This is a genomic window from Flavobacterium bomense (assembly GCF_003970355.1).
Genome location: NZ_RYDJ01000003.1, coordinates 38,666 through 61,016 on the forward strand (window position 1 = coordinate 38,666; position 22,351 = coordinate 61,016).

The 22,351-nt window shown below is 35.0% G+C and carries 33 protein-coding genes; 31 read left to right on the forward strand and 2 right to left on the reverse strand.

All coding sequences use genetic code 11. From position 1 onward, the window contains the following. Positions 1-4 precede the first annotated feature (4 nt). Entirely contained in the window at positions 5-3,262 is a 3,258-nt protein-coding gene (locus EKL98_RS04140) for a SusC/RagA family TonB-linked outer membrane protein (RefSeq protein ID WP_126561626.1), read from the reverse strand. A 468-nt stretch (positions 3,263-3,730) separates the two neighbouring features. After that, entirely contained in the window at positions 3,731-5,353 is a 1,623-nt protein-coding gene (locus EKL98_RS04145; protein ID WP_233589357.1) for a BamA/TamA family outer membrane protein, read from the reverse strand. A gap of 272 nt (positions 5,354-5,625) precedes the next feature. On the opposite strand from EKL98_RS04145, the gene rpsL reads away from it, so the two are divergent. The 31 genes from rpsL to EKL98_RS04300 all read left to right on the forward strand — a co-directional run bounded on the left by rpsL (position 5,626) and on the right by EKL98_RS04300 (position 22,327). Continuing rightward, positions 5,626-6,009: a 30S ribosomal protein S12 gene (gene rpsL, locus EKL98_RS04150; RefSeq protein ID WP_007136570.1), complete on the forward strand. Its 384-nt coding sequence runs from the start codon at positions 5,626-5,628 to the stop codon at positions 6,007-6,009. A gap of 73 nt (positions 6,010-6,082) precedes the next feature. After that, the gene (gene rpsG / locus EKL98_RS04155) at positions 6,083-6,559 is read left to right on the forward strand and encodes a 30S ribosomal protein S7 (RefSeq protein WP_035668130.1); all 477 of its coding nucleotides are present in this window, start codon (positions 6,083-6,085) and stop codon (positions 6,557-6,559) included. 10 nt (positions 6,560-6,569) lie between these two features. Beyond that, positions 6,570-8,726 (forward strand): elongation factor G, encoded by a 2,157-nt coding sequence (fusA, locus tag EKL98_RS04160; protein ID WP_126451835.1) that lies wholly within the window; start codon positions 6,570-6,572, stop codon positions 8,724-8,726. An 11-nt stretch (positions 8,727-8,737) separates the two neighbouring features. Then, positions 8,738-9,043: a 30S ribosomal protein S10 gene (rpsJ, locus tag EKL98_RS04165; protein ID WP_011963470.1), complete on the forward strand. Its 306-nt coding sequence runs from the start codon at positions 8,738-8,740 to the stop codon at positions 9,041-9,043. Positions 9,044-9,198: 155 nt separating this feature from the next. After that, positions 9,199-9,816, forward strand: a complete 618-nt coding sequence (gene rplC / locus EKL98_RS04170) for a 50S ribosomal protein L3 (RefSeq protein ID WP_126451836.1) — start codon at positions 9,199-9,201, stop codon at positions 9,814-9,816. Next, positions 9,816-10,445, forward strand: a complete 630-nt coding sequence (rplD, locus tag EKL98_RS04175; protein ID WP_091173690.1) for a 50S ribosomal protein L4 — start codon at positions 9,816-9,818, stop codon at positions 10,443-10,445. The genes rplC and rplD overlap by 1 nt, the downstream gene beginning before the upstream one ends. A gap of 6 nt (positions 10,446-10,451) precedes the next feature. After that, positions 10,452-10,742, forward strand: a complete 291-nt coding sequence (gene rplW / locus EKL98_RS04180) for a 50S ribosomal protein L23 (protein WP_126451837.1) — start codon at positions 10,452-10,454, stop codon at positions 10,740-10,742. A 9-nt stretch (positions 10,743-10,751) separates the two neighbouring features. Continuing rightward, entirely contained in the window at positions 10,752-11,576 is an 825-nt protein-coding gene (rplB, locus tag EKL98_RS04185) for a 50S ribosomal protein L2 (protein ID WP_059114053.1), read from the forward strand. A gap of 6 nt (positions 11,577-11,582) precedes the next feature. Next, on the forward strand, positions 11,583-11,861 hold the full coding sequence (gene rpsS, locus EKL98_RS04190) for a 30S ribosomal protein S19 (protein WP_007136562.1): 279 nt from the start codon (positions 11,583-11,585) through the stop codon (positions 11,859-11,861). A gap of 6 nt (positions 11,862-11,867) precedes the next feature. Continuing rightward, on the forward strand, positions 11,868-12,278 hold the full coding sequence (rplV, locus tag EKL98_RS04195) for a 50S ribosomal protein L22 (protein WP_007136561.1): 411 nt from the start codon (positions 11,868-11,870) through the stop codon (positions 12,276-12,278). A 5-nt stretch (positions 12,279-12,283) separates the two neighbouring features. Further along, positions 12,284-13,042: a 30S ribosomal protein S3 gene (rpsC, locus tag EKL98_RS04200; RefSeq protein WP_126451838.1), complete on the forward strand. Its 759-nt coding sequence runs from the start codon at positions 12,284-12,286 to the stop codon at positions 13,040-13,042. Positions 13,043-13,061: 19 nt separating this feature from the next. Further along, positions 13,062-13,487, forward strand: a complete 426-nt coding sequence (gene rplP, locus EKL98_RS04205; RefSeq protein WP_007803637.1) for a 50S ribosomal protein L16 — start codon at positions 13,062-13,064, stop codon at positions 13,485-13,487. A gap of 13 nt (positions 13,488-13,500) precedes the next feature. Continuing rightward, positions 13,501-13,686, forward strand: coding sequence for a 50S ribosomal protein L29 (rpmC, locus tag EKL98_RS04210; protein ID WP_091203666.1), 186 nt, complete (start codon positions 13,501-13,503; stop codon positions 13,684-13,686). A 17-nt stretch (positions 13,687-13,703) separates the two neighbouring features. Next, positions 13,704-13,964, forward strand: a complete 261-nt coding sequence (gene rpsQ / locus EKL98_RS04215; RefSeq protein ID WP_066081027.1) for a 30S ribosomal protein S17 — start codon at positions 13,704-13,706, stop codon at positions 13,962-13,964. A 2-nt stretch (positions 13,965-13,966) separates the two neighbouring features. Beyond that, a complete protein-coding gene (gene rplN / locus EKL98_RS04220) occupies positions 13,967-14,335 on the forward strand; it encodes a 50S ribosomal protein L14 (RefSeq protein WP_026717863.1) in 369 nt (122 codons plus the stop codon). Between the two features lie 11 nt (positions 14,336-14,346). Further along, positions 14,347-14,661: a 50S ribosomal protein L24 gene (gene rplX / locus EKL98_RS04225; RefSeq protein WP_035668111.1), complete on the forward strand. Its 315-nt coding sequence runs from the start codon at positions 14,347-14,349 to the stop codon at positions 14,659-14,661. A gap of 2 nt (positions 14,662-14,663) precedes the next feature. Then, positions 14,664-15,215, forward strand: coding sequence for a 50S ribosomal protein L5 (gene rplE, locus EKL98_RS04230; RefSeq protein WP_126451840.1), 552 nt, complete (start codon positions 14,664-14,666; stop codon positions 15,213-15,215). Between the two features lie 3 nt (positions 15,216-15,218). Next, positions 15,219-15,488 (forward strand): 30S ribosomal protein S14, encoded by a 270-nt coding sequence (gene rpsN, locus EKL98_RS04235; RefSeq protein ID WP_007136553.1) that lies wholly within the window; start codon positions 15,219-15,221, stop codon positions 15,486-15,488. Positions 15,489-15,628: 140 nt separating this feature from the next. Then, positions 15,629-16,027, forward strand: a complete 399-nt coding sequence (rpsH, locus tag EKL98_RS04240) for a 30S ribosomal protein S8 (protein WP_066081018.1) — start codon at positions 15,629-15,631, stop codon at positions 16,025-16,027. 17 nt (positions 16,028-16,044) lie between these two features. Beyond that, positions 16,045-16,587: a 50S ribosomal protein L6 gene (gene rplF, locus EKL98_RS04245; protein ID WP_126451841.1), complete on the forward strand. Its 543-nt coding sequence runs from the start codon at positions 16,045-16,047 to the stop codon at positions 16,585-16,587. A gap of 11 nt (positions 16,588-16,598) precedes the next feature. Next, a complete protein-coding gene (rplR, locus tag EKL98_RS04250) occupies positions 16,599-16,949 on the forward strand; it encodes a 50S ribosomal protein L18 (protein WP_113636694.1) in 351 nt (116 codons plus the stop codon). 6 nt (positions 16,950-16,955) lie between these two features. Continuing rightward, a complete protein-coding gene (rpsE, locus tag EKL98_RS04255; RefSeq protein ID WP_035668102.1) occupies positions 16,956-17,483 on the forward strand; it encodes a 30S ribosomal protein S5 in 528 nt (175 codons plus the stop codon). A gap of 12 nt (positions 17,484-17,495) precedes the next feature. Continuing rightward, on the forward strand, positions 17,496-17,678 hold the full coding sequence (gene rpmD, locus EKL98_RS04260) for a 50S ribosomal protein L30 (protein ID WP_027310825.1): 183 nt from the start codon (positions 17,496-17,498) through the stop codon (positions 17,676-17,678). 11 nt (positions 17,679-17,689) lie between these two features. Further along, complete coding sequence (gene rplO, locus EKL98_RS04265; protein WP_126451843.1) at positions 17,690-18,142, forward strand: 50S ribosomal protein L15; 453 nt, start codon at positions 17,690-17,692, stop codon at positions 18,140-18,142. A 13-nt stretch (positions 18,143-18,155) separates the two neighbouring features. Further along, the gene (secY, locus tag EKL98_RS04270) at positions 18,156-19,502 is read left to right on the forward strand and encodes a preprotein translocase subunit SecY (RefSeq protein ID WP_126451844.1); all 1,347 of its coding nucleotides are present in this window, start codon (positions 18,156-18,158) and stop codon (positions 19,500-19,502) included. A gap of 4 nt (positions 19,503-19,506) precedes the next feature. After that, complete coding sequence (gene infA / locus EKL98_RS04275) at positions 19,507-19,722, forward strand: translation initiation factor IF-1 (RefSeq protein WP_007136545.1); 216 nt, start codon at positions 19,507-19,509, stop codon at positions 19,720-19,722. A 12-nt stretch (positions 19,723-19,734) separates the two neighbouring features. Beyond that, positions 19,735-19,851, forward strand: coding sequence for a type B 50S ribosomal protein L36 (gene ykgO, locus EKL98_RS04280; protein ID WP_008992256.1), 117 nt, complete (start codon positions 19,735-19,737; stop codon positions 19,849-19,851). A 2-nt stretch (positions 19,852-19,853) separates the two neighbouring features. After that, positions 19,854-20,228 (forward strand): 30S ribosomal protein S13, encoded by a 375-nt coding sequence (gene rpsM, locus EKL98_RS04285; protein WP_091173715.1) that lies wholly within the window; start codon positions 19,854-19,856, stop codon positions 20,226-20,228. A gap of 8 nt (positions 20,229-20,236) precedes the next feature. Further along, the gene (rpsK, locus tag EKL98_RS04290; RefSeq protein WP_024981527.1) at positions 20,237-20,620 is read left to right on the forward strand and encodes a 30S ribosomal protein S11; all 384 of its coding nucleotides are present in this window, start codon (positions 20,237-20,239) and stop codon (positions 20,618-20,620) included. Between the two features lie 87 nt (positions 20,621-20,707). Continuing rightward, complete coding sequence (gene rpsD, locus EKL98_RS04295) at positions 20,708-21,313, forward strand: 30S ribosomal protein S4 (protein WP_073210389.1); 606 nt, start codon at positions 20,708-20,710, stop codon at positions 21,311-21,313. 21 nt (positions 21,314-21,334) lie between these two features. Continuing rightward, positions 21,335-22,327 carry a DNA-directed RNA polymerase subunit alpha gene (locus EKL98_RS04300; RefSeq protein ID WP_126451845.1) on the forward strand — a complete coding sequence of 331 codons (993 nt, stop codon included), beginning with the start codon at positions 21,335-21,337 and terminating at the stop codon, positions 22,325-22,327. Positions 22,328-22,351 lie beyond the last annotated feature (24 nt).

The window sequence follows — 22,351 nt, forward strand, 5'->3', positions numbered from 1 at the left end:
TTTTTTAAAACTGTAGTTTAAGACTTGCTCCGACTTCTCTTATTGATGGATAAGCTCCCGATTGGTATCCTTGAACATTTCCAGAACTTAGACCAGCTTCAGGATCTGAATATGGAGTATTTTTATCAATAATCCATAGATTTCTTCCAATTAACGATACAACAATATTAGTGAAAGGAGAATTTTTTAATGTTTTAGTACTAAAGTTATAACTTAAACTTGCCTCACGTAACTTCACGTAACCCGCATCATAAACATGAAGTTTATTAGGGGCTCTAGCGTAGCCCCAAGCTGTTGTATATACACTTCCATTAGCTCTAACTGCATTTGGTGTTCCATCAGGAGCCGCACCTGGTAAAATAAATCCACCACTATTAGCTCCATAGTTTCCTGGTGTTCCAACAATTGGATCTCTAACAGGGTTGCCTAATTCATTATTGGCAGCTGAGAAATCATACATTCCTGTCGCATAACCATACCATGTGTCAAGGGAGAAAACATCTCCACCTTTTTGCATGTCAATTAAGAAGCTTAAATTGAAATTTTTGTATGTGAAACTGTTGTTAAGGCCTGCTTTCCAATCAGCATTGATATCTCCAATAACTATGTTATTTGCACCTGTTCTTTGATACGTACCAATTCTAGATCCGCTTCCTGTCTGGTTAACGATTGGTTGGCCATTATCAGCATAAATAAAATCACTACCTCTGATGGTTCCGTAAGGTTGTCCAGGGGTAGCATTAATAGAAACGCCACCTTGTAATGAAGCTAATTGTAAATTTTCAATACCGTTCAATAATTCAACAACTAAACTCTTATTTTGAGACCAGTTCAAATTTAAATCCCATCTGAAATCATTTGTTTTTAGTGGTGTTCCATTAATCTGGACCTCAAGTCCTTTGTTTTCGATTGTTCCAGCATTTAAAACTGCTGAATTATATCCTGTAGCCGTTGATAATGGAATACTTGTAATTTGATTGATATTTAAGTCATTGTAATAAGACACATCAAATCCAAGACGTCTTTTAAAGAAAGTCATTTCTAAACCAAATTCATAACTTTTTTGTCTCTCTGGTAAAAGGTCCAAATTATTTTGAGCACCAGGATTTGAAGCAATACCAGTTCCGTTAAATGGAGTTCCAATATCGAATGTGTTGAACACACTGTATGGTGTCGTGTCGTTACCTACTTCAGCGTAATTAGCTCTTAATTTACCAAAGGATAACCAGTCTACATTAATATATTTAGAGAAAACTAAACTTCCAGAAACGGAGTAATAGCCGTATCTGTTATCTTGTTTTGGTAAATTTGATGAACGGTCACTTCTGTAACTTCCTTCTAAGTAAGCAAAATTATCATAACCTAAACTAGCTCTTATGTAAGCACCGTCAACCATACTACTTGCTTCATATTCTTGCGGTGCAAGAATTGGACTAACACTGTTTGAAAGTGAATAAAGACGCGATTTGTTTAAACCTCCGTTAGTAGTTGCAAAAATACTGTTTCTAATGTTGTTTCTAACATTATAACCTATGTTGCCTTCTAAATTTAATTTTTCAGTTAAATCTTTATTGAAGTTTAACATTAAATCGTAGTTGTATTCTGATACATTATTATTGTTTCTTGAATATTTAGATACGTCTGCACTTCCAACATTTGTTCTTTCCTCTTGTAATTCACTGTAGGTGTCAAAAGAGAATCTACCCATTATGCTCAACCAATTAGTTAATTTATCATCTAATGCTATATTACCAAAGTATCTTGATCTTGTATCTGTTTGATAATTTTCATAGAATGTCCAATATGGATTATCTGAATAAATGGGTTTTAAATTAGTAGAAGAGTTTGGATTCCAAGTGATGTTCTCTCTTGTAAGTAAATAAGCAGCTTTTTGTTCGTCGAAATCAACGTTCATTTGATTCCATTGTCTAAACTGTTGCATTACGTTTGTAGAAGAATAACCTGTACCATTTCTCCCTTTTCCATCAGTTTTGATAAAATTAAAACTTGCAGAAGCTTTTAATTTTTCAGTTAAATTATGAGTTCCTGAGAAAGAGATTGTATTTCTTTTAATACCACTGTTTGGTAAGTTGCCTTCTTGTAATAAGTTGGTAAAACCTAATCTAAAAGAACTTTTATCATCCCCGCCATCTAATGAAACAGAGTTTACAGCAGTACTTCCAGTACCCCATACAGAATTTGGAGTTGCTTTACCAGCAACCCAAGGAGTCGCTTTTCCGAAAGTTTCAGTTAATTGAGGATAAATAGAATTCCATTGGTAAATTAATAACGATGGGTTAAATGCTGCTCCATAAGAAGCATCTTCAGTAAAAGGAGTTGTTAAATCATCAACACCGTCTCCGTTAACGTCAGCCAATCCAAAATATCCATCAGCGGAGTCATAATAAGGACCATATCCAGCTCCGTATTTATTTTGATATCTAGGCAAAGTTTCTTTGTCTGCTCTCCCTAAAGTTAAACTCGAACTAATAGTGATTCCAATACCGTTTTGACTCTTCCCTTTTTTAGTAGTGATCATTACAACACCATTAGAGGCACGAGAACCATAAAGTGCAGTTGCAGCAGCTCCTTTTAAAACATTAATAGATTCAATATCATCAGGGTTGATATCGGATGCAGCATTACCGTAGTCATATCCACCTCTACCAGCTTGTTGATCCCTTGTGTTTGAGTTGCTGTTATCTATTGGAACACCATCAACTACAAATAATGCTTGATTATTTCCTTGTATTGAGTTATTTCCTCTGATAACTACTTGTGTGGACCCACCTAAGTTTCCTGAAGTTTTAATTTCTAAACCTGCAACTTTACCAGATAGCGAGTTTACAAAGTTTGAACTTTTTACTAGGGCTACAGCGTCACCTTTAACTTCCTGAGTAGCATAACCTAGAGATTTTTTCTCTCTTTTAATCCCCAAAGCTGTTACAACAACACCTTCAAGCTCCATGGCTTCACTAGCTAATTTAACCTTTAGGTTTGTAGAACTAGCTGCTACTTCTTTGGTTTTCATCCCAATGTAGCTAAATACCAAGACTTGGCTTGGTGTTGCTCTGATGGAATATTTCCCATCAAAATCAGTTTGTGTTCCAGTATTTGTTCCTTTCACTAATACACTCACGCCTGGTATTGGCAATCCTGCATTATCAGAAACAACACCTGAAACAGATCTTTCTTGCGCAAAAGTAAGCTGCGCCATAAGTACTACAAATAGTACAAAGAATCCATTGAACTTTAGTTTCATTTTATAAATATTTTGAATTAGTTTAGCAAATCTCTTAATAATTTGTTAATATTCCTAATTATTTATCGTTAAAATTTAACAATAATTTAATATTTTCAATAATTACTATTAATTAGTCAATATTTTTGTTTTTTTTAAACAAAAATCAGGAGATATCTCATGAAAACATAATATTGTTTAAATAGGATGATAATTGTTTGCGGATATCTAGATTTTTTTTACTGCTATGTTTGTCTGTAGTGTAAATGTTCTGTTAAAAAAAGTATGGGCTGGACATTGTGCCTTACTGGATGCAAAGAAATAGAGACGAAAACTGTTTGCCATGTCAAAAAATGTTTTCTAATTCTTTTATTTAAGTTTTGAAGTAAATTAGAAATTAATTTTAATATGCTATTCGCAATGTTTTTTGATTTTTAAATTTTGACTATTTTTAATAGAACAAAAGTCGTGTAATCGGTTTCTAATGTTTTAAAAAGTGACATTATAGCTGATGTGTACAATTGTATTGTTGATTTCTATTGGTTGATTTGTGGTGCTCCCACTGGCAAGTGCTAATTTGAATAATCCATTTTTTGTTAGTAATCCCAATCCCATTCCAATGCCTATTAAGTTTTCTTTTTTGTCTTGTTGGTCTATTGCGGATTTATCTTTGTAAATACTGTAATCTAAAATTGAATGAACGTAAAGATTGGGAGATACAATATAGCGATACTCCGTGAGTAGTGAAGTCATGAGGTAGGCTTGCAGGCTATTTTCAGCAAAACCTCTTACGCTGTTGAATCCCCCAAAACGATATAATTCGTTTGTGACATAATTATTGCTTTGTAGATAATAATTTAGACTATTTACATAGATGGAATTTTTTTTATTCAGGTTAAAGTTGTGTACACCTTGAATGTTTATAAAAAACTGGTTGCTTTTTGTTGTATTTTCGGATAGGGTATAAAGAACTCTGCTTCCTATTCCGGATTGTAGTGTGAGACTTGATTTTATTGAAAAAATAGAATTGGCTGCGTTTAATTTTATATAATTAAAACTTGACGTTAGGAACGAATTATTGAAATCGCTAATTGGATTATTGTTTAAATTTTGGATAGCGCTGGATTCTGTTTTTTGGTATCCTAAATAAAACCGGGTGTTGTAATTAATGAAGTAGCTCAGGTCTATTGCGGTTTTAGTGTTTTGAAAGGTTGTGTCTTGTCGGAATAGTTGAATCTGTGCTTTTAGGCCTATTGGAGTTTTTAGTAAATAGGGCAATTCTACACTTGCTTTAAATGTTTTTTGGTCATTGCCATCGCTTTTCCAATATACTGAAAGTTGTTCGCCGGTACCTAAAATATTTTGGAGTTGTACATCTAAATATCCATTTAATGTGATTTTTTGATTTTCATTGTTAGAAAATCCAATGAAACCGTCAAATGTGTTTGATTTTCTTTTTTGAAGATATACGTATACTTTTGTGGTATCTTTTGTAAATAGAATTTCCGGATATTTTATTTGACTGATGAATCCAAAATTTTCAAAATCAGTGTAAATCTGATCGAGTACTTTTTGGTTAAAAATGCTTGTTTTGTATTTTCTGTTTAGTTGAGCAAAATGTCCGGATGGGAATTTTGTAGTTGAATTTGTGTCTTCATAATTTATGGTTATCGCATTTAAGATTCTTTTCTTGTCGGTTTCTATTTTTAAATTGGCGTACAAAACGGCATTTATTCTTTTGATGTTTGTCAGCTTTAGTTTAGCTAATGCAAACCCATTTTGTTCTAATTCTTGTATTTTTTTACGCAAGTAAAAATCTATTTCTGGGTAAGGTAGTATAATAGTATCTTCTTCTTCTTCTTCTTTTAAAAGTATAGGAAGGTTTGGTTTTTTGTTGCTACCTATATATATATGTATCGCTTTTATTTTTTCTCCTAAATGTATTTTAGCAAGATAACTGGAGTCATTTATTTGGATTGGTGGTCCGGTAATGTTGTCAATGTATCCAATTCTTGAAAGATCTTCGGACAGCCTGTTTAATTCAATCTCAATTGATTTTGTGTTTGTGTGTTTTGGGTTATATTTTAAAGAGTCGATTGTCTTTGTTTCCAATATTGATTTTCCTGTAATGAGTACCTGAAAGCTTTGAGCAGAGCAGTGTAGGCCCAAATTAAAAAGGAGAATATAAATAAGGAAGTGCTTCAAGTGAATTTTGTTTTATTAAATAGAATGTAAATATCTGCTTTTTGCGATTAAAATCGAATGATAAAATAATCTTATTGAAAATTAGTGGATTAACGTTTGTAGAATAAAAAATATTTTCTACATTTGCAACCCCGTAAAAAGCGGGAATTTAATATAATAAGAAATTTTTAGTATTAATTATGCCAACAATTCAACAATTAGTAAGAACAGGAAGAACTCAGATAACTAAGAAGAGTAAATCGGTTGCTTTAGATTCTTGTCCTCAAAGAAGAGGGGTTTGTACGCGTGTTTACACTACAACACCAAAAAAACCAAACTCTGCAATGCGTAAAGTAGCGCGTGTACGTTTGACAAATGGTAATGAAGTAAATGCCTACATCCCTGGTGAAGGACACAATCTACAAGAGCACTCGATAGTATTAGTTAGGGGTGGAAGGGTAAAAGATTTGCCAGGAGTTAGATATCACATCGTTCGTGGTGCCCTTGATACGTCAGGAGTAGCAGGAAGAACGCAAAGAAGATCTAAGTACGGAGCAAAACGCCCAAAAGAAGCAAAAAAGTAATTTAAAAAGTTATTCTTGTAAAGCCGCGATTCGTCGCGACTATATTAGTATGACGTTTTATTAAAAAAAAGACATGAGAAAAAGAGCGGCAAAGAAGAGACCACTTTTACCAGATCCTAGGTTTAATGACCAACTGGTAACACGTTTTGTGAACAACTTAATGTGGGATGGAAAAAAATCGACAGCGTTTAAAGTATTTTATGATGCAATTGACATCATTGAGTCTAAAAAACAAGATGCGGAGAAACCATCATTAGAAATTTGGAAAGATGCCTTAACCAATGTTATGCCTCACGTAGAAGTACGTAGTCGTAGAGTAGGTGGAGCTACATTCCAAATTCCGATGCAAATTCGTCCAGACAGAAAAATTTCTATGGCGATGAAATGGTTAATTCTTTATTCTAGAAGAAGAAACGAAAAATCGATGGCTCAAAGGTTAGCTTCAGAATGTTTAGCTGCGGCTAAAGAAGAAGGAGCTGCTGTTAAGAAAAGAATGGATACTCACAAAATGGCAGAAGCTAATAAAGCATTCTCTCACTTTAGATTTTAATTCTTAAGAAATGGCTAGAGATCTAAAATATACAAGAAACATAGGAATTGCTGCTCACATTGATGCTGGTAAAACAACAACAACAGAGCGTATATTATTCTACACTGGAAAATCACACAAAATTGGTGAAGTACACGATGGTGCTGCAACAATGGACTGGATGGCACAAGAGCAAGAAAGAGGTATTACAATTACTTCTGCAGCTACAACTTGTGAATGGAATTTTCCAACTGAACAAGGTAAAGTTTTATCTGAAACAGCTCCTTATCACTTCAATATTATCGATACACCGGGACACGTTGACTTTACAGTTGAAGTAAACCGTTCTTTGCGTGTTCTTGATGGTTTGGTTTTCTTATTTAGTGCTGTTGATGGTGTTGAGCCACAATCAGAAACGAACTGGAGATTGGCAGATCAATACAGGGTGCCACGTATTGGATTCGTTAATAAAATGGATAGACAAGGATCTAACTTTTTGATGGTTTGTCAACAAGTAAGAGATATGTTGAAATCAAACGCAGTTGCAATCACTTTGCCTATTGGTGAAGAAAATGATTTCAGAGGTGTTGTGGATTTAGTTAAAAATCAAGCTATAGTATGGCATGAAGAAGGTTTAGGAGCAACGTATGATATTGTGCCTATTCCAGAGGATATGCTTGAAGAAGTGAAGGAGTACAGATCGATTCTTATTGAGGCAGTAGCTGATTATGATGAGACTTTACTTGAAAAATTCATGGAAGATGAAAACTCTATTACAGAGGAAGAAATCAATATTGCATTGAGAGCTGCTGTAATGGATATGGCTATCATTCCTATGATCGCTGGTTCTTCTTTTAAAAATAAAGGAGTTCAATTCATGTTAGATGCAGTATGTAAATATTTGCCATCTCCAATGGATAAAGATGGTATTGAAGGAATTCATCCTGATGATGCTGAATTGTTAGAAGAAGATCAAACTAAAATATTGCGTAAGCCCGATGTTAAAGAGCCATTTGCTGCTTTAGCTTTCAAAATTGCTACTGACCCATTCGTAGGTCGTTTAGCTTTCTTCCGTGCTTACTCAGGACGTTTAGATGCGGGTTCTTACGTTTTGAACACACGTTCAGGAAATAAAGAAAGAATTTCTCGTATTTACCAAATGCATGCAAACAAACAAAATCCAATCGATTATATCGAAGCGGGTGATATTGGAGCGGCAGTTGGATTTAAAGATATCAAAACTGGAGATACGTTGTGTGATGAAAAACACCCAATTATTCTTGAGTCTATGAAATTTCCAGCACCGGTTATTGGTATTGCAATTGAACCTAAAACTAAGGCTGACGTAGATAAAATGGGTATGGCTTTGGCTAAATTAGCTGAAGAGGATCCTACATTTACGGTTAGAACAGATGAAGCTTCTGGGCAAACTATTATCTCAGGTATGGGTGAGCTTCACTTGGACATCTTAGTTGATAGAATGAGACGTGAATTCAAAGTTGAAGTAAACCAAGGTGAGCCTCAAGTTGAATACAAAGAAGCATTTACAAAGTCTGCTCAACACAGAGAAACGTACAAAAAACAATCTGGTGGTCGTGGTAAATTCGGTGATATCGTATTTAGATTAGAGCCAGCTGATGAAGTTGATGGTAAAGCTCCTGTTGGATTGCAGTTCGTTAATGCTGTCAAAGGTGGTAACGTTCCTAAAGAATATATACCATCTGTAGAAAAAGGTTTTAGAGAAGCTATGAAAACTGGTCCTTTAGCAGGATATCAAGTAGATAGTTTGAAAGTAACTTTATTGGATGGGTCTTTCCACCCTGTGGATTCTGATGCACTTTCTTTTGAGCTTGCAGCAAGAATGGGGTATAGAGAGGTAGCTAAAGCAGCTGGTGCTGTTATATTAGAGCCAATCATGAAAATGGAAGTGATTACACCTGAAGAAAACATGGGAGATATCGTAGGTGATATCAACCGTCGTAGAGGTCAGGTAAATGATATGGGTGATAGAGCGGGTGCTAAAACCATTAAAGCCGATGTGCCATTATCAGAAATGTTTGGTTATGTTACTACTTTAAGAACTTTATCTTCAGGTCGTGCAACATCAACAATGGAATTTTCACATTACGCTGAAACTCCTTCGAATATTTCGGAAGCAGTTATCAAAAAAGCAAAAGGAAACGCTTAATCTTTAAGAAAATGAGTCAAAAAATCAGAATAAAACTAAAATCTTACGATCACATGTTAGTAGACAAGTCTGCTGAAAAGATTGTAAAAACAGTTAAAAGTACAGGAGCAGTTGTTACAGGTCCAATACCATTACCAACTCACAAAAAACTTTTCACAGTATTACGTTCTCCACACGTTAACAAAAAAGCAAGAGAGCAATTTGAAGTAATGTCATACAAGAGATTGATTGATATTTATTCATCTTCATCAAAAACTATTGATGCCTTGATGAAACTGGAATTGCCTAGCGGTGTTGAAGTAGAGATCAAAGTTTAAGTAGCTTACTAGTAAGAAAAGGACGCTGTTTTTAATCGAAAATTATTTTTTTGGTTTGTGTGTAAATAAGTTATACATTTGCACCCACTTAAAAAATAGGATTTGGTTAAAAGCTGCGTTCTATATTTATATTTAATAATTAATAATTAATAATTATGTCTGGGTTAATTGGTAGAAAAATCGGCATGACTAGCATTTTCGACGAAAACGGGAAGAATATTCCTTGTACAGTAATCGAAGCTGGACCATGTGTTGTTACCCAAGTCAGAACCAAAGGTGTTGACGGGTATGAAGCGTTGCAACTTGGTTTCGATGACAAAAACGAGAAACATTCCACAAAAGCGGCTTTAGGTCACTTTGCAAAAGCGGGAACTGTAGCTAAGAAAAAAGTCGTTGAATTCCAAGATTTCGCAACAGAACAAAAATTAGGGGATCTTATTGATGTTTCTATTTTTGCTGAAGGAGAATTTGTAGATGTGCAAGGTGTATCTAAAGGTAAAGGTTTTCAAGGGGTTGTTAAACGTCACGGTTTTGGTGGTGTTGGTCAAGCAACTCACGGTCAACACAACCGTTTAAGAGCGCCGGGTTCTGTAGGAGCGTCTTCTTATCCATCCAGAGTATTCAAAGGAATGCGTATGGCTGGACGTATGGGAGGAGACAATGTAAAAGTTCAAAACCTTAGAGTTTTAAAAGTAGTGGCTGAAAAGAACCTACTTGTTATTAAAGGATGTATTCCTGGATGTAACAACTCTTATGTAATCATTCAGAAGTAATGGAAGCAAAAGTATTAGATTTCAACGGAAAAGATACTGGAAGAAAAGTGCAACTTTCTGATTCAGTATTTGGTATAGAACCAAACAATCACGCAGTATACCTTGATGTTAAGCAATATCTTGCTAATCAAAGACAGGGAACGCACAAAGCTAAAGAAAGAGCTGAAGTAGCGGGAAGTACGCGTAAGATTAAAAAACAAAAAGGAACTGGTACTGCTCGTGCGGGTAGTGCAAAGAATCCATTGTTTAAAGGTGGTGGAACAGTTTTTGGACCAAGACCAAGAAGTTATTCATTTAAATTGAATAAAAGCTTGAAACGTTTGGCTAGAAAATCTGCTTTCTCTATTAAAGCAAAAGAATCGAATATTATCGTTCTTGAAGACTTTAATTTTGAAACACCAAACACTAAAAATTTCATCAACGTTTTGAAAGCTTTAGAGTTAGAAAATAAAAAATCTCTGTTTGTGTTGGGTGATGTAAATAAAAATGTATATTTGTCGTCACGCAATTTAAAAGGCTCTAGCGTAGTAAGTAGCTTAGAATTAAGCACTTACGCTATATTAAACGCTAATAATTTAGTGCTTTTAGAGAGTTCTTTGGAGATAATTGAAGAAAATTTAAGTAAATAATAGGATATGAGCATCATAATTAAGCCTATAGTAACGGAAAAAGTAACCAAAGAAAGTGAAGTTTTAAACCGCTTCGGATTCGTTGTTGATAAAAAAGCAAACAAAGTGCAAATTAAGAAAGCTGTTGAGGCTGCTTATGGAGTAACTGTTTTAAGTGTCAATACGATGAATGTAAGGCCAGATAGAACTACTAAATACACTAAAAGTGGTTTAATAAGTGGAAAGACGAATGCAACTAAAAAAGCAATTGTTCAAGTACAAAAAGGAGAAACAATTGATTTTTACAACAATATCTAAGATAGAAAAATGTCAGTAAGAAAATTAAAACCTATTACCCCAGGTCAGCGATTTAGAGTTGTGAATGGTTATGACGCCATTACAACTGATAAGCCGGAACGCTCTTTGATAGCGCCGATAAAAAACTCTGGTGGTAGAAATAGTCAAGGAAAGATGACCATGCGTTATACGGGTGGTGGTCACAAGCAGAGATATCGTATCATTGATTTTAAACGTACTAAAGAAGGAATTCCTGCTACGGTAAAATCAATTGAGTATGATCCGAATCGTACTGCATTTATCGCTTTGTTAGCGTATGCTGATGGAGAGAAAACGTATGTTATTGCTCAAAACGGATTGAAAGTTGGTCAGAAATTAGTTTCTGGTCCAGAATCTCAACCTGAAATTGGTAATACTTTACCTTTAAGTAGAATTCCATTAGGAACTGTTATTTCTTGTATCGAATTGAGACCAGGTCAAGGAGCTGTAATAGCTCGTTCTGCTGGAACATTTGCTCAATTAATGGCAAGAGATGGAAAATACGCAACAATCAAAATGCCTTCTGGTGAAACAAGATTGATCTTGTTGACTTGTTCGGCTACAATTGGAGCGGTTTCTAATTCAGACCATCAATTAGTTGTATCAGGAAAAGCTGGTAGAACAAGATGGTTAGGTAGAAGACCTAGAACAAGACCTGTAGCGATGAACCCTGTCGATCACCCAATGGGTGGTGGTGAAGGTCGTTCTTCTGGTGGACATCCACGTTCAAGAAATGGAATACCAGCAAAAGGTTATAGAACTCGTTCTAAGAAAAACCCGAGTAACAAGTATATCGTAGAACGTAGAAAGAAATAATAAGATATGGCACGTTCATTAAAAAAAGGACCTTTCGTTCATTATAAGTTAGACAAGAAAGTTCAAGAAAACATTGCAGGTGGAAACAAAGGAGTTGTTAAGACATGGTCTAGAGCTTCTATGATTACTCCAGACTTTGTTGGGCAAACTATCGCAGTTCATAACGGTCGTCAATTTGTACCAGTTTACGTAACAGAAAACATGGTAGGTCACAAATTAGGAGAATTTTCACCAACTAGATCTTTTAGAGGTCATGCTGGAGCAAAAAATAAAGGTAAAAAATAAGAAGCAATGGGAGTTCGTAAAAGAGAAACAGCAGATGCGAGAAAAGAGGCTAATAAGTCTATTGCTTTCGCAAAATTGAATAACTGCCCCACTTCACCTAGAAAAATGCGCTTAGTAGCGGACTTGGTAAGAGGTCAGAAGGTAGAAAGAGCATTGAACATCTTAAGATTTAGTTCTAAAGAAGCTTCAAGAAAATTAGAAAAATTGGTTTTGTCTGTAATTGCCAACTGGCAAGCAAAAAACCCTGACGCTAATATGGAAGAAGCAGGTTTATTTGTAAAAACGATTACAGTAGATGGTGGAATGATGTTGAAAAGACTTCGTCCAGCTCCACAAGGTCGTGCACACAGAATAAGAAAACGTTCTAATCACGTTACAATCGTGCTTGGATCTATTAATAACACACAAGCAATTTAATAAAGATGGGACAAAAGACAAATCCAATTGGAAATAGACTTGGTATCATCAGAGGATGGGACTCAAACTGGTATGGTGGAAATGATTACGGTGATAAACTTGCCGAAGATTATAAAATCAGAAAGTACATCCATGCTCGTTTATCAAAAGCTAGTGTATCAAAAGTAATCATCGAGAGAACTTTGAAACTTGTAACCGTTACTATCACTACAGCCAGACCGGGTATTATTATCGGGAAAGGTGGACAAGAGGTAGACAAGTTGAAAGAAGAACTTAAGAAAGTTACTGACAAAGAGGTTCAAATCAACATCTTTGAAATCAAAAGACCTGAGCTTGACGCGTATCTAGTTGCTACCAGCATCTGTCGTCAAATCGAAAGCAGAATTTCTTACAGACGTGCAATCAAAATGGCAATTGCCGCCTCTATGCGTATGAACGCAGAAGGTATCAAAGTTTTGATTTCTGGTCGTTTGAATGGTGCTGAGATGGCTCGTTCAGAAGGTTTCAAAGAAGGTAGAATTCCTCTATCAACTTTCAGAGCTGATATTGATTATGCTTTGGCAGAAGCTCATACTACTTATGGTAGAATGGGGATCAAAGTGTGGATCATGAAAGGTGAAGTTTATGGAAAGAGAGATCTTTCTCCACTTGCCGGAATGGACAAAAAACAATCTGGTGCTGGTGGTAAAGGTGGCGATTCTCCTAGAGGAGACAGAAAGCCTTTTAATAAAGGTGGTAAACCAGACGCTCGTAAACGAAAGTAAATTTTTAAATTAAAGAAAAATGTTACAGCCTAAAAGAACAAAATACCGTAAGGTACAAAAAGGTAAAATGAAAGGGAATTCTCAAAGAGGACATGAACTTTCTAATGGAATGTTTGGTATTAAATCTGTACATGAAGATGGAATGTTCTTAACTTCTCGTCAAATAGAAGCTGCACGTATCGCTGCAACTCGTTTTATGAAAAGAGAAGGGCAGTTATGGATCAAAATATTTCCAGACAAACCAATTACTAAGAAGCCTCTTGAGGTACGTATGGGTAAAGGTAAAGGAGCAGTTGAGTATTGGGCTGCCGTTGTTAAACCCGGAAGGATTATGTTTGAAGTTGGAGGAGTTCCTTTGTCAGTTGCTAAAGAGGCGTTACGTCTTGCAGCTCAAAAGCTTCCAGTAAAAACTAAATTCGTCGTTGCTAGAGATTTCGAAGCATAATCTATATTATATTATGAAACAATCAGAAATAAAAGATCTTTCTGCAGCAGAGTTGCAAGAAAAGCTTAGCCAAACTAAGAAAACATACGCTGATCTAAAAATGGCTCACGCTATTTCACCAATTGAGAACCCACTTCAAATTAGAAGTGTAAGAAGAACAGTTGCAAGATTAGCTACTGAACTTACTAAAAGACAATAACTGTAGTCTGCTGAAAGATGGAAGAAAAAAGAAATTTAAGAAAAGAAAGAGTTGGTGTTGTAACTTCGGACAAAATGGATAAATCTATTGTTGTTGCAGAAGTGCGTAAAGTAAAACACCCATTATACGGTAAGTTCGTGTTGAAAACTAAAAAGTATCACGCACACGACGAAATGAACGACTGTAACATTGGAGATACGGTAAGGATTAGCGAAACGCGTCCTTTAAGTAAAACCAAATGTTGGAGGTTAGTTGAAATCTTAGAAAGAGCTAAATAATTATGGTACAACAAGAATCAAGACTAAAAGTAGCAGATAATACTGGAGCAAAGGAAGTTTTAACTATCCGTGTTTTAGGAGGTACCAAAAGAAGGTATGCCTCTGTTGGTGACAAGATTGTAGTTTCTATCAAAGATACTGCTCCCAACGGAAGCGTTAAAAAAGGAGCTGTTTCAACTGCAGTTGTTGTACGTACCAAAAAAGAAGTAAGAAGAGCCGATGGTTCATACATTAGGTTTGATGACAACGCATGTGTGTTATTGAATGCTGCTGGTGAAATGAGAGGAACTCGTGTTTTTGGTCCGGTAGCAAGAGAACTTCGTGAAAAACAATTCATGAAAATTGTATCATTAGCACCAGAAGTGCTTTAATTCGTTTTAAGATGATAAAGCTAAAAATAAAATCAGGTGATATAGTAAGAGTAATTGCTGGAGACCATAAAGGTGCTGAAGGTAAAGTATTACGTGTTTACCGTGAGAAAAACAAAGCGATTGTTGAAGGTGTTAACATGGTATCGAAACATACGAAACCAAGTGCAAAAAGCCCTCAAGGTGGTATCGTAAAGAAGGAAGCTTCTATACAAATATCTAATATTTCTTTAATTGATCCTAAAACTAAGGAAACAACAAGAGTTGGTATTAGAGTAGAAGGAGATAAGAAAGTAAGATTTTCAAAAAAATCTAATCAAGTACTATAGTAATGGAGTATATACCTAGACTAAAAGAAGAATATAAGAGCAGAGTAATTGCTGCTCTTAAAGAGGAATTCGGATACGTAAACGTAATGCAAGTTCCAAAATTGGAAAAAATCGTTTTAAGTAAAGGAGTTGGTGCAGCTGTATCTGATAAAAAACTAATCGACTACGCGGTTGATGAGTTGACAAAGATTACTGGACAGAAAGCAATATCTACTATTTCAAAGAAAGACGTTGCGTCATTCAAATTGAGAAAAGGGATGCCTATTGGAGCAAAAGTTACTTTGCGTGGAGAAAGAATGTATGAGTTTTTAGATAGACTTATTACTTCAGCTTTACCACGTGTAAGGGATTTCAGTGGTATTAAAGCTACTGGTTTTGATGGAAGAGGAAATTATAACCTTGGAGTTTTGGAGCAAATCATTTTCCCGGAAATTGATATTGATAAAGTTAACAAAATTTCAGGTATGGATATTTCTTTTGTAACTACTGCAAAAACAGACAAGGAAGCAAAATCATTATTGGCTGAACTAGGTTTACCTTTTAAAAAGAATTAAGACATGGCTAAAGAATCAATGAAAGCCCGCGAGGTTAAGAGAGAAAAAACAGTTGCTAAGTATGCTGAGAAAAGAAAAGCTTTGTTAGAAGCTGGAGATTTCGTAGGTTTGCAAAAGTTGCCAAAAAATGCTTCACCAGTTCGTTTGCACAATCGTTGTAAATTAACAGGTAGACCAAGAGGGTATATGCGTCAATTCGGTCTTTCACGTGTTACATTTCGTGAAATGGCAAATAACGGATTGATACCAGGTGTTAAAAAAGCATCTTGGTAAAATTCAATTATGAATTTCAAATTATGAATTACCTTTTAAAAAGTAATTCGTAATTTGAAATTTGTGATTATAGAAATTTATAAATTGGTTTCAGGTTCGACAAATACTTTGTCGAAAACCGTTGCCGCAAATCAATACACATGTATACAGATCCTATTGCAGATTATTTGACGAGAGTTAGAAACGCTGTGGCTGCAAACCACAAAGTCGTTGAGATTCCTGCATCTAATCTAAAAAAAGAAATAACTAAGATCTTATTTGATCAAGGTTATATCTTGAGTTACAAATTTGAAGACAACGCTGTTCAGGGTTCAATCAAAATTGCTTTGAAGTATGATAAAGATACTAAAGAGTCCGTAATTAAAGATATCCAAAGAATTAGTAAACCAGGTTTACGTAAATATTCAAGTTCTTCTACCATTCCTAGAATCCTTAATGGATTAGGCATCGCTATTGTATCTACTTCTAAAGGGTTGATGACAGGAAAAAAAGCGAAGCAATTGAATGTAGGTGGTGAAGTAATTTGTTACGTATACTAATTTAAAGACTATATAAGATGTCAAGAATAGGTAAAAGTCCGGTTGTAATCCCTGCTGGTGTAACTGTTGAAGTTGCAAATGGTATTATTACAGTAAAAGGAAAAAATGGTCAACTAACTCAGGAGTTTTCGGACGTTACTGTTACAGTTGAAGGGGATCTAGTTCAAGTAGAAAGATCTTCTGATCACAAAGACCAAAGAGCAAAACACGGTTTGTATAGATCTTTGATCAATAACATGATTATCGGTGTAACAGATGGTTTTACTAAGTCATTAGAATTGGTAGGAGTTGGTTACAGAGCTTCAAATCAAGGACAAAAATTAGATTTAGCACTTGGTTATTCTCACAATATTGTTTTAGAAATTGCTCCAGAAGTGACTTTAGAAACAATATCTGAAAAAGGTAAAAACCCTATCGTGAAATTAACATCATTTGACAAACAACTTTTAGGGCAAGTAGCTGCGAAAATCAGAGGTTTCCGTAAGCCTGAGCCGTATAAAGGAAAAGGTGTTAAGTTTGTAGGGGAAGTATTAAGAAGAAAAGCAGGTAAATCAGCTTAAAAAATAAGATTATGTCATTAACAAAACCTGAAAGAAGACAACGAATTAGATTCAGAATTAGAAAAACAATTAGTGGTACTGCTACTAATCCAAGACTATCTGTATTTAGAAGTAACAAAGAAATTTACGCGCAACTTATTGATGACGTAAACGGAGTTACTATATTGGCGGCTTCTTCAAGAGAAAAAGAAATAGGTAACGGTACGAACATTGAAGTTGCTACAGCAGTTGGAAAACTAGTTGCTGAAAAAGCTTTAAAAGCTGGGATAGACGTAGTAACTTTCGATAGAGGAGGTTATTTATATCACGGACGTATTAAATCATTAGCGGAAGGCGCAAGAGCGGCTGGACTTAAATTCTAATATAGTATGTCTAATAGTAAATACAAGAATGTAGAGTTAGTAAAACCAAGTGGTCTTGAATTAAAAGATCGTTTGGTAAGTGTAAATCGTGTTACTAAGGTTACAAAGGGTGGTAGAGCTTTTGGTTTTTCTGCTATTGTAGTTGTAGGTGATGAAAACGGAGTGGTTGGACACGGATTAGGAAAATCTAAAGATGTTTCTGAAGCAATTGCGAAAGCAGTAGAAGATGCTAAGAAAAATTTAGTAAAAATTCCTTTGAATGGTCAGTCAGTTCCTCACGAACAAAAAGGTAAATTTGGTGGTGCACGTGTATTCTTAATTCCTGCCTCTCATGGTACAGGAGTTATTGCTGGTGGAGCTGTTCGTTCAGTTCTTGAATCAGTAGGAATTCATGATGTATTATCTAAATCTCAAGGATCTTCAAATCCTCACAACGTGGTAAAAGCAACTTTTGATGCTTTATTACAAATGAGAAGTGCTTATACTGTTGCAAAACAAAGAGGCGTTTCTTTAGAAAAAGTTTTTAAAGGTTAATTCAAGGAAATTATGGCTAAATTATTAGTAAAACAAGTTAGAAGCAAAATCAACTGTCCTCTTACTCAAAAGAGAGGTTTGGAAGCTTTAGGTCTACGTAAAATGGGACAAGTTGTAGAGCATGATTCAAACCCTACAATCCTTGGGATGATAAATAAAGTTAAACACTTAGTTTCTGTTGAAGAAGCTAAATAACAAATACTGTTATGAATTTAAGTAACTTACAACCTGCTGAAGGTGCTACACACAATCAAAATAAAAGGTTAGGTAGAGGAGAAGGTTCTGGAAAAGGTGGTACTTCTGCAAGAGGTCACAAAGGAGCCAAATCTCGTTCTGGTTATTCTAAAAAGATTGGTTTTGAAGGGGGACAAATGCCGCTTCAAAGACGTGTACCTAAGTTTGGTTTTACAAACATCAATCGTAAAGATTACGAAGGTGTAAATCTTGATACACTTCAACTATTAGTTGATAATGGTGTTATTAAAGATACTGTTGATATGACAGTTTATGTTGCTAATCGTTTAGCTACTAAAAATGAAATCGTTAAGATTTTAGGTAGAGGTGAATTGACAGCAAAATTAAAAGTAACCGCTCACAAATTTACTGCTACTGCAAAAGCTGCTATTGAAGCTGCTGGTGGAGAAGCTGTAACAATGTAATTTTTCAATTAATATGAAGAAATTTATTGAGTCAATTAGTAATGTTTGGAAAATCGAAGAACTGAAAAATAGAATCCTAATTACATTGGGTTTGCTTTTAGTGTATCGTTTTGGGGCTCAAGTAACCTTACCAGGTATTGATGCTACACAGTTGGGTAATTTAGCCGGGCAAACTAAAGAAGGAATTGGTTCAATTCTTGATATGTTTACTGGAGGAGCTTTTTCACAGGCTTCTGTTTTTGCCTTAGGAATAATGCCTTACATTTCTGCTTCAATTGTTGTTCAGTTGATGGGAATTGCGGTTCCATACTTGCAAAAACTTCAAAGCGATGGAGAAAGCGGTAGAAAAAAAATTAATCAAATTACACGTTGGTTGACTATTGGTATCACCTTGGTTCAAGGTCCTACTTACATCTACAATTTATATAGAACGTTACCTAGTAATGCATTTTTATTGGGATTCAATTCATTTGAATTCTTATTTTCGTCAGTAATTATTTTAGTCACAGGTACAATTTTTGCGATGTGGTTAGGAGAAAAAATTACAGATAAGGGAATAGGAAATGGTATATCTTTGTTGATTATGGTGGGTATTTTGGCAAGATTGCCTCAGGCATTCATCCAAGAATTTACCACGAGAGTGACTAATAATAACGGTGGTCCGATGTTGTTAGTTATCGAAATTATCATTTGGTTATTGGTTATTGTTTGTTGTGTATTGTTGGTTATGGCGATTAGGAGAATTCCTGTTCAATATGCCAGACGTACTACTTCAGGGGATTTTGAACAAGACATGTTAGGTGGAAATAGACAGTGGATCCCTTTAAAGCTTAATGCTTCTGGGGTGATGCCAATTATTTTTGCTCAAGCAATTATGTTCATTCCAGCTGCTTTGGCAGGGCTGTCTAAATCAGATGCTTCGCAGTCAATCGTTGGCGCTTTTAGTAATATGTTTGGTTTCTGGTATAATTTAGTTTTTGCAACGTTAATAATTGTATTTACTTTCTTTTATACTGCAATCACAGTTCCTACTAACAAGATGTCTGATGATTTAAAGAGAAGCGGTGGTTTTATACCGGGTATCAGACCAGGAGTTGAAACTTCTGATTATCTTGATAAGGTGATGTCTTTAATAACTTTTCCAGGATCTTTATTTCTTGCTTTGATTGCCGTGTTCCCGGCGATAATTGTAAGTGTTATGGATGTTCAACAATCCTGGGCAATGTTTTTCGGAGGTACTTCATTGATAATTATGGTAGGTGTTGCCATTGACACAATGCAGCAAATCAATTCATATTTGCTAAATAAGCATTATGATGGTTTAATGAAAAGTGGTAAAAATAGAAAAGCAGTAGCTTAACTTTATGGCAAAACAATCAGCAATAGAACAAGACGGATCGATCATTGAAGCATTATCAAATGCAATGTTTCGTGTAGAGTTAGAGAATGGACATATAGTAATTGCACATATATCTGGAAAAATGCGTATGCATTATATCAAATTATTACCTGGTGATAAAGTGAAACTAGAAATGAGCCCTTACGATTTGTCAAAAGCAAGAATTACTTATAGATATTAAAGGATATTCAAAATGAAAGTTAGAGCTTCAGTAAAAAAGAGAAGTCCCGAGTGCAAAATTGTGCGAAGAAAAGGGAGATTGTACGTAATAAACAAAAAGAATCCTAGATTTAAACAAAGACAAGGATAATTATGGCAAGAATAGCAGGGGTAGATATCCCAAAAAATAAGAGAGGTGTTATAGCACTTACCTACATCTTCGGATTAGGAAATAGTAGAGCTATTGAGATTTTAGAAAAAGCTCAAGTAAGCCAAGATAAAAAGGTTCAAGACTGGAATGATGATGAGATCGGAGCGATTCGTGAAGCAGTGTCCACTTTCAAAATTGAAGGAGAATTGCGTTCAGAAGTTTCTTTAAACATCAAACGTCTAATGGATATTGGGTGTTACAGAGGTATTCGTCACAGAACTGGTCTTCCATTAAGAGGACAAAGAACTAAGAATAACTCCAGAACAAGAAAAGGTAAAAGAAAAACTGTTGCCAACAAGAAAAAAGCAACTAAATAATAAGTAATATGGCTAAAGCAACTGCAAAAAAACGTAAAGTTATCGTTGAATCAACGGGAGAAGCTCATATTTCTGCTACCTTCAATAATATCATCATTTCTTTGACTAACAAAAAAGGTGAAGTTATTTCTTGGTCTTCAGCTGGTAAAATGGGTTTTAGAGGTTCTAAAAAGAATACTCCATACGCAGCCCAAATGGCAGCAGAAGATTGTAGTAAAGTAGCTCTTGAAGCAGGACTTAAAAAAGTTAAAGTGTATGTTAAAGGACCAGGAAACGGACGTGAGTCTGCGATCCGTTCTTTGCATAACGGTGGAATTGAAGTGACTGAGATTATCGATGTTACTCCAATGCCTCACAACGGATGTCGTCCTCCAAAAAGACGTAGAGTTTAATAATATTTTTTTAGTATAACCTAGATAGAATACCGATTATCGAAGGATAAGACCTGAATTCATAATCTCTATCTTAAACAATTTAAAATGGCAAGATATACTGGTCCAAGTACAAGAATCGCCCGTAAATTCGGCGAGGCAATTTTCGGAGACGATAAAGCGTTCGAAAAAAGAAATTATCCACCCGGACAACACGGGATGGCTAAAAAAAGAGGAAAAAAATCTGAATTTGCTATCCAGTTAATGGAAAAACAAAAAGCTAAATATTCTTACGGAATTTTAGAAAAACAATTCAGAGGTTTATTCAAAAAAGCATCAGCAACTAAAGGTGTTACTGGTGAAGTTCTTTTACAATTATGTGAAGCACGATTAGATAACGTTGTTTTTAGAATGGGTATTGCCCCTTCAAGAAGAGGAGCTAGACAACTTGTTTCTCATAGACATGTCACTGTTAATGGTGACGTTGTAAATATAGCTTCTTACCACCTTAAACCTGGTGATAAAGTTGCAGTTCGTGAAAAATCTAAATCTTTAGAAGCAATCGAACGTTCTTTGTCTAATTCAAGTCATGTTTATGAATGGATTACTTGGAATAATGATATCAAAGAAGGTACTTTCGTTTCTGTACCAGCTAGACTTCAAATCCCAGAAAACATTAAAGAACAATTAATCGTAGAGTTGTACAACAAATAATAATTGACTTAGTCGAAATTTATGGCAATATTTAATTTTCAGAAGCCCGATAAAGTTATCATGATCGATTCAACCGATTTTGAAGGTAAATTTGAATTTAGACCTTTAGAACCGGGTTACGGATTGACCGTTGGTAATGCACTTAGAAGAGTTTTGCTTTCAGCATTAGAAGGTTATGCTATTACATCTGTTCGTATTGAAGGTGTAGATCATGAGTTTTCTACTATTTCAGGAGTTGTTGAGGACGTTACCGAAATTATCCTTAATCTTAAACAAGTACGTTTCAAACGACAAATTGAAGATATTGATAATGAATCAGTTACTATTTCTGTTTCCGGTAAAGATCAATTAACAGCTGGTGATTTTCAAAAATTTATTTCAGGTTTCCAAGTTTTGAATCCAGAACTAGTTATCTGTAATTTAGATCCTAAAATTAAACTTAATTTCGATTTAACGATCGAAAAAGGTAGAGGATATGTTCCTGCTGAAGAGAACAAAAAACAGAATGCTGCAATTGGAACTATTTTTACAGATTCAATTTTTACTCCGGTAAAAAATGTAAAGTATGCAATTGAAAACTTCCGTGTAGAGCAAAAAACAGATTATGAAAAATTAGTTTTTGAAATTAAAACTGATGGTTCTATCAATCCAAAAGATGCCCTTACTGAAGCTGCTAAAGTTTTGATTCACCATTTCATGTTGTTCTCTGACGAAAGAATTACACTCGAGGCTGACGAAATTGCACAAACAGAATCGTATGATGAAGAGTCATTACACATGAGACAATTGCTTAAAACTAAGCTTGTTGATATGGATCTTTCTGTAAGAGCATTAAATTGTTTGAAAGCGGCTGAAGTTGATACACTTGGTGATTTAGTATCGTTCAACAAAAATGACCTAATGAAATTCCGTAATTTTGGTAAAAAATCTTTAACTGAACTTGATGAACTTGTTGCAGTTAAAAATTTGAACTTCGGTATGGATTTAGCAAAATACAAACTAGATAAAGAATAAATTACTTCATATTTTGATCTCCAA

Coding starts and splice junctions, on each gene's coding strand:
- EKL98_RS04140 (WP_126561626.1), bottom strand. CDS start 3,262: ATGAAACTAAAGTTCAATGGATTCTTTGTACTATTTGTAGTACTTATG.
- rpsL (WP_007136570.1), top strand. CDS start 5,626: ATGCCAACAATTCAACAATTAGTAAGAACAGGAAGAACTCAGATAACT.
- rpsG (WP_035668130.1), top strand. CDS start 6,083: ATGAGAAAAAGAGCGGCAAAGAAGAGACCACTTTTACCAGATCCTAGG.
- fusA (WP_126451835.1), top strand. CDS start 6,570: ATGGCTAGAGATCTAAAATATACAAGAAACATAGGAATTGCTGCTCAC.
- rpsJ (WP_011963470.1), top strand. CDS start 8,738: ATGAGTCAAAAAATCAGAATAAAACTAAAATCTTACGATCACATGTTA.
- rplC (WP_126451836.1), top strand. CDS start 9,199: ATGTCTGGGTTAATTGGTAGAAAAATCGGCATGACTAGCATTTTCGAC.
- rplD (WP_091173690.1), top strand. CDS start 9,816: ATGGAAGCAAAAGTATTAGATTTCAACGGAAAAGATACTGGAAGAAAA.
- rplW (WP_126451837.1), top strand. CDS start 10,452: ATGAGCATCATAATTAAGCCTATAGTAACGGAAAAAGTAACCAAAGAA.
- rplB (WP_059114053.1), top strand. CDS start 10,752: ATGTCAGTAAGAAAATTAAAACCTATTACCCCAGGTCAGCGATTTAGA.
- rpsS (WP_007136562.1), top strand. CDS start 11,583: ATGGCACGTTCATTAAAAAAAGGACCTTTCGTTCATTATAAGTTAGAC.
- rplV (WP_007136561.1), top strand. CDS start 11,868: ATGGGAGTTCGTAAAAGAGAAACAGCAGATGCGAGAAAAGAGGCTAAT.
- rpsC (WP_126451838.1), top strand. CDS start 12,284: ATGGGACAAAAGACAAATCCAATTGGAAATAGACTTGGTATCATCAGA.
- rplP (WP_007803637.1), top strand. CDS start 13,062: ATGTTACAGCCTAAAAGAACAAAATACCGTAAGGTACAAAAAGGTAAA.
- rpmC (WP_091203666.1), top strand. CDS start 13,501: ATGAAACAATCAGAAATAAAAGATCTTTCTGCAGCAGAGTTGCAAGAA.
- rpsQ (WP_066081027.1), top strand. CDS start 13,704: ATGGAAGAAAAAAGAAATTTAAGAAAAGAAAGAGTTGGTGTTGTAACT.
- rplN (WP_026717863.1), top strand. CDS start 13,967: ATGGTACAACAAGAATCAAGACTAAAAGTAGCAGATAATACTGGAGCA.
- rplX (WP_035668111.1), top strand. CDS start 14,347: ATGATAAAGCTAAAAATAAAATCAGGTGATATAGTAAGAGTAATTGCT.
- rplE (WP_126451840.1), top strand. CDS start 14,664: ATGGAGTATATACCTAGACTAAAAGAAGAATATAAGAGCAGAGTAATT.
- rpsN (WP_007136553.1), top strand. CDS start 15,219: ATGGCTAAAGAATCAATGAAAGCCCGCGAGGTTAAGAGAGAAAAAACA.
- rpsH (WP_066081018.1), top strand. CDS start 15,629: ATGTATACAGATCCTATTGCAGATTATTTGACGAGAGTTAGAAACGCT.
- rplF (WP_126451841.1), top strand. CDS start 16,045: ATGTCAAGAATAGGTAAAAGTCCGGTTGTAATCCCTGCTGGTGTAACT.
- rplR (WP_113636694.1), top strand. CDS start 16,599: ATGTCATTAACAAAACCTGAAAGAAGACAACGAATTAGATTCAGAATT.
- rpsE (WP_035668102.1), top strand. CDS start 16,956: ATGTCTAATAGTAAATACAAGAATGTAGAGTTAGTAAAACCAAGTGGT.
- rpmD (WP_027310825.1), top strand. CDS start 17,496: ATGGCTAAATTATTAGTAAAACAAGTTAGAAGCAAAATCAACTGTCCT.
- rplO (WP_126451843.1), top strand. CDS start 17,690: ATGAATTTAAGTAACTTACAACCTGCTGAAGGTGCTACACACAATCAA.
- secY (WP_126451844.1), top strand. CDS start 18,156: ATGAAGAAATTTATTGAGTCAATTAGTAATGTTTGGAAAATCGAAGAA.
- infA (WP_007136545.1), top strand. CDS start 19,507: ATGGCAAAACAATCAGCAATAGAACAAGACGGATCGATCATTGAAGCA.
- ykgO (WP_008992256.1), top strand. CDS start 19,735: ATGAAAGTTAGAGCTTCAGTAAAAAAGAGAAGTCCCGAGTGCAAAATT.
- rpsM (WP_091173715.1), top strand. CDS start 19,854: ATGGCAAGAATAGCAGGGGTAGATATCCCAAAAAATAAGAGAGGTGTT.
- rpsK (WP_024981527.1), top strand. CDS start 20,237: ATGGCTAAAGCAACTGCAAAAAAACGTAAAGTTATCGTTGAATCAACG.
- rpsD (WP_073210389.1), top strand. CDS start 20,708: ATGGCAAGATATACTGGTCCAAGTACAAGAATCGCCCGTAAATTCGGC.
- EKL98_RS04300 (WP_126451845.1), top strand. CDS start 21,335: ATGGCAATATTTAATTTTCAGAAGCCCGATAAAGTTATCATGATCGAT.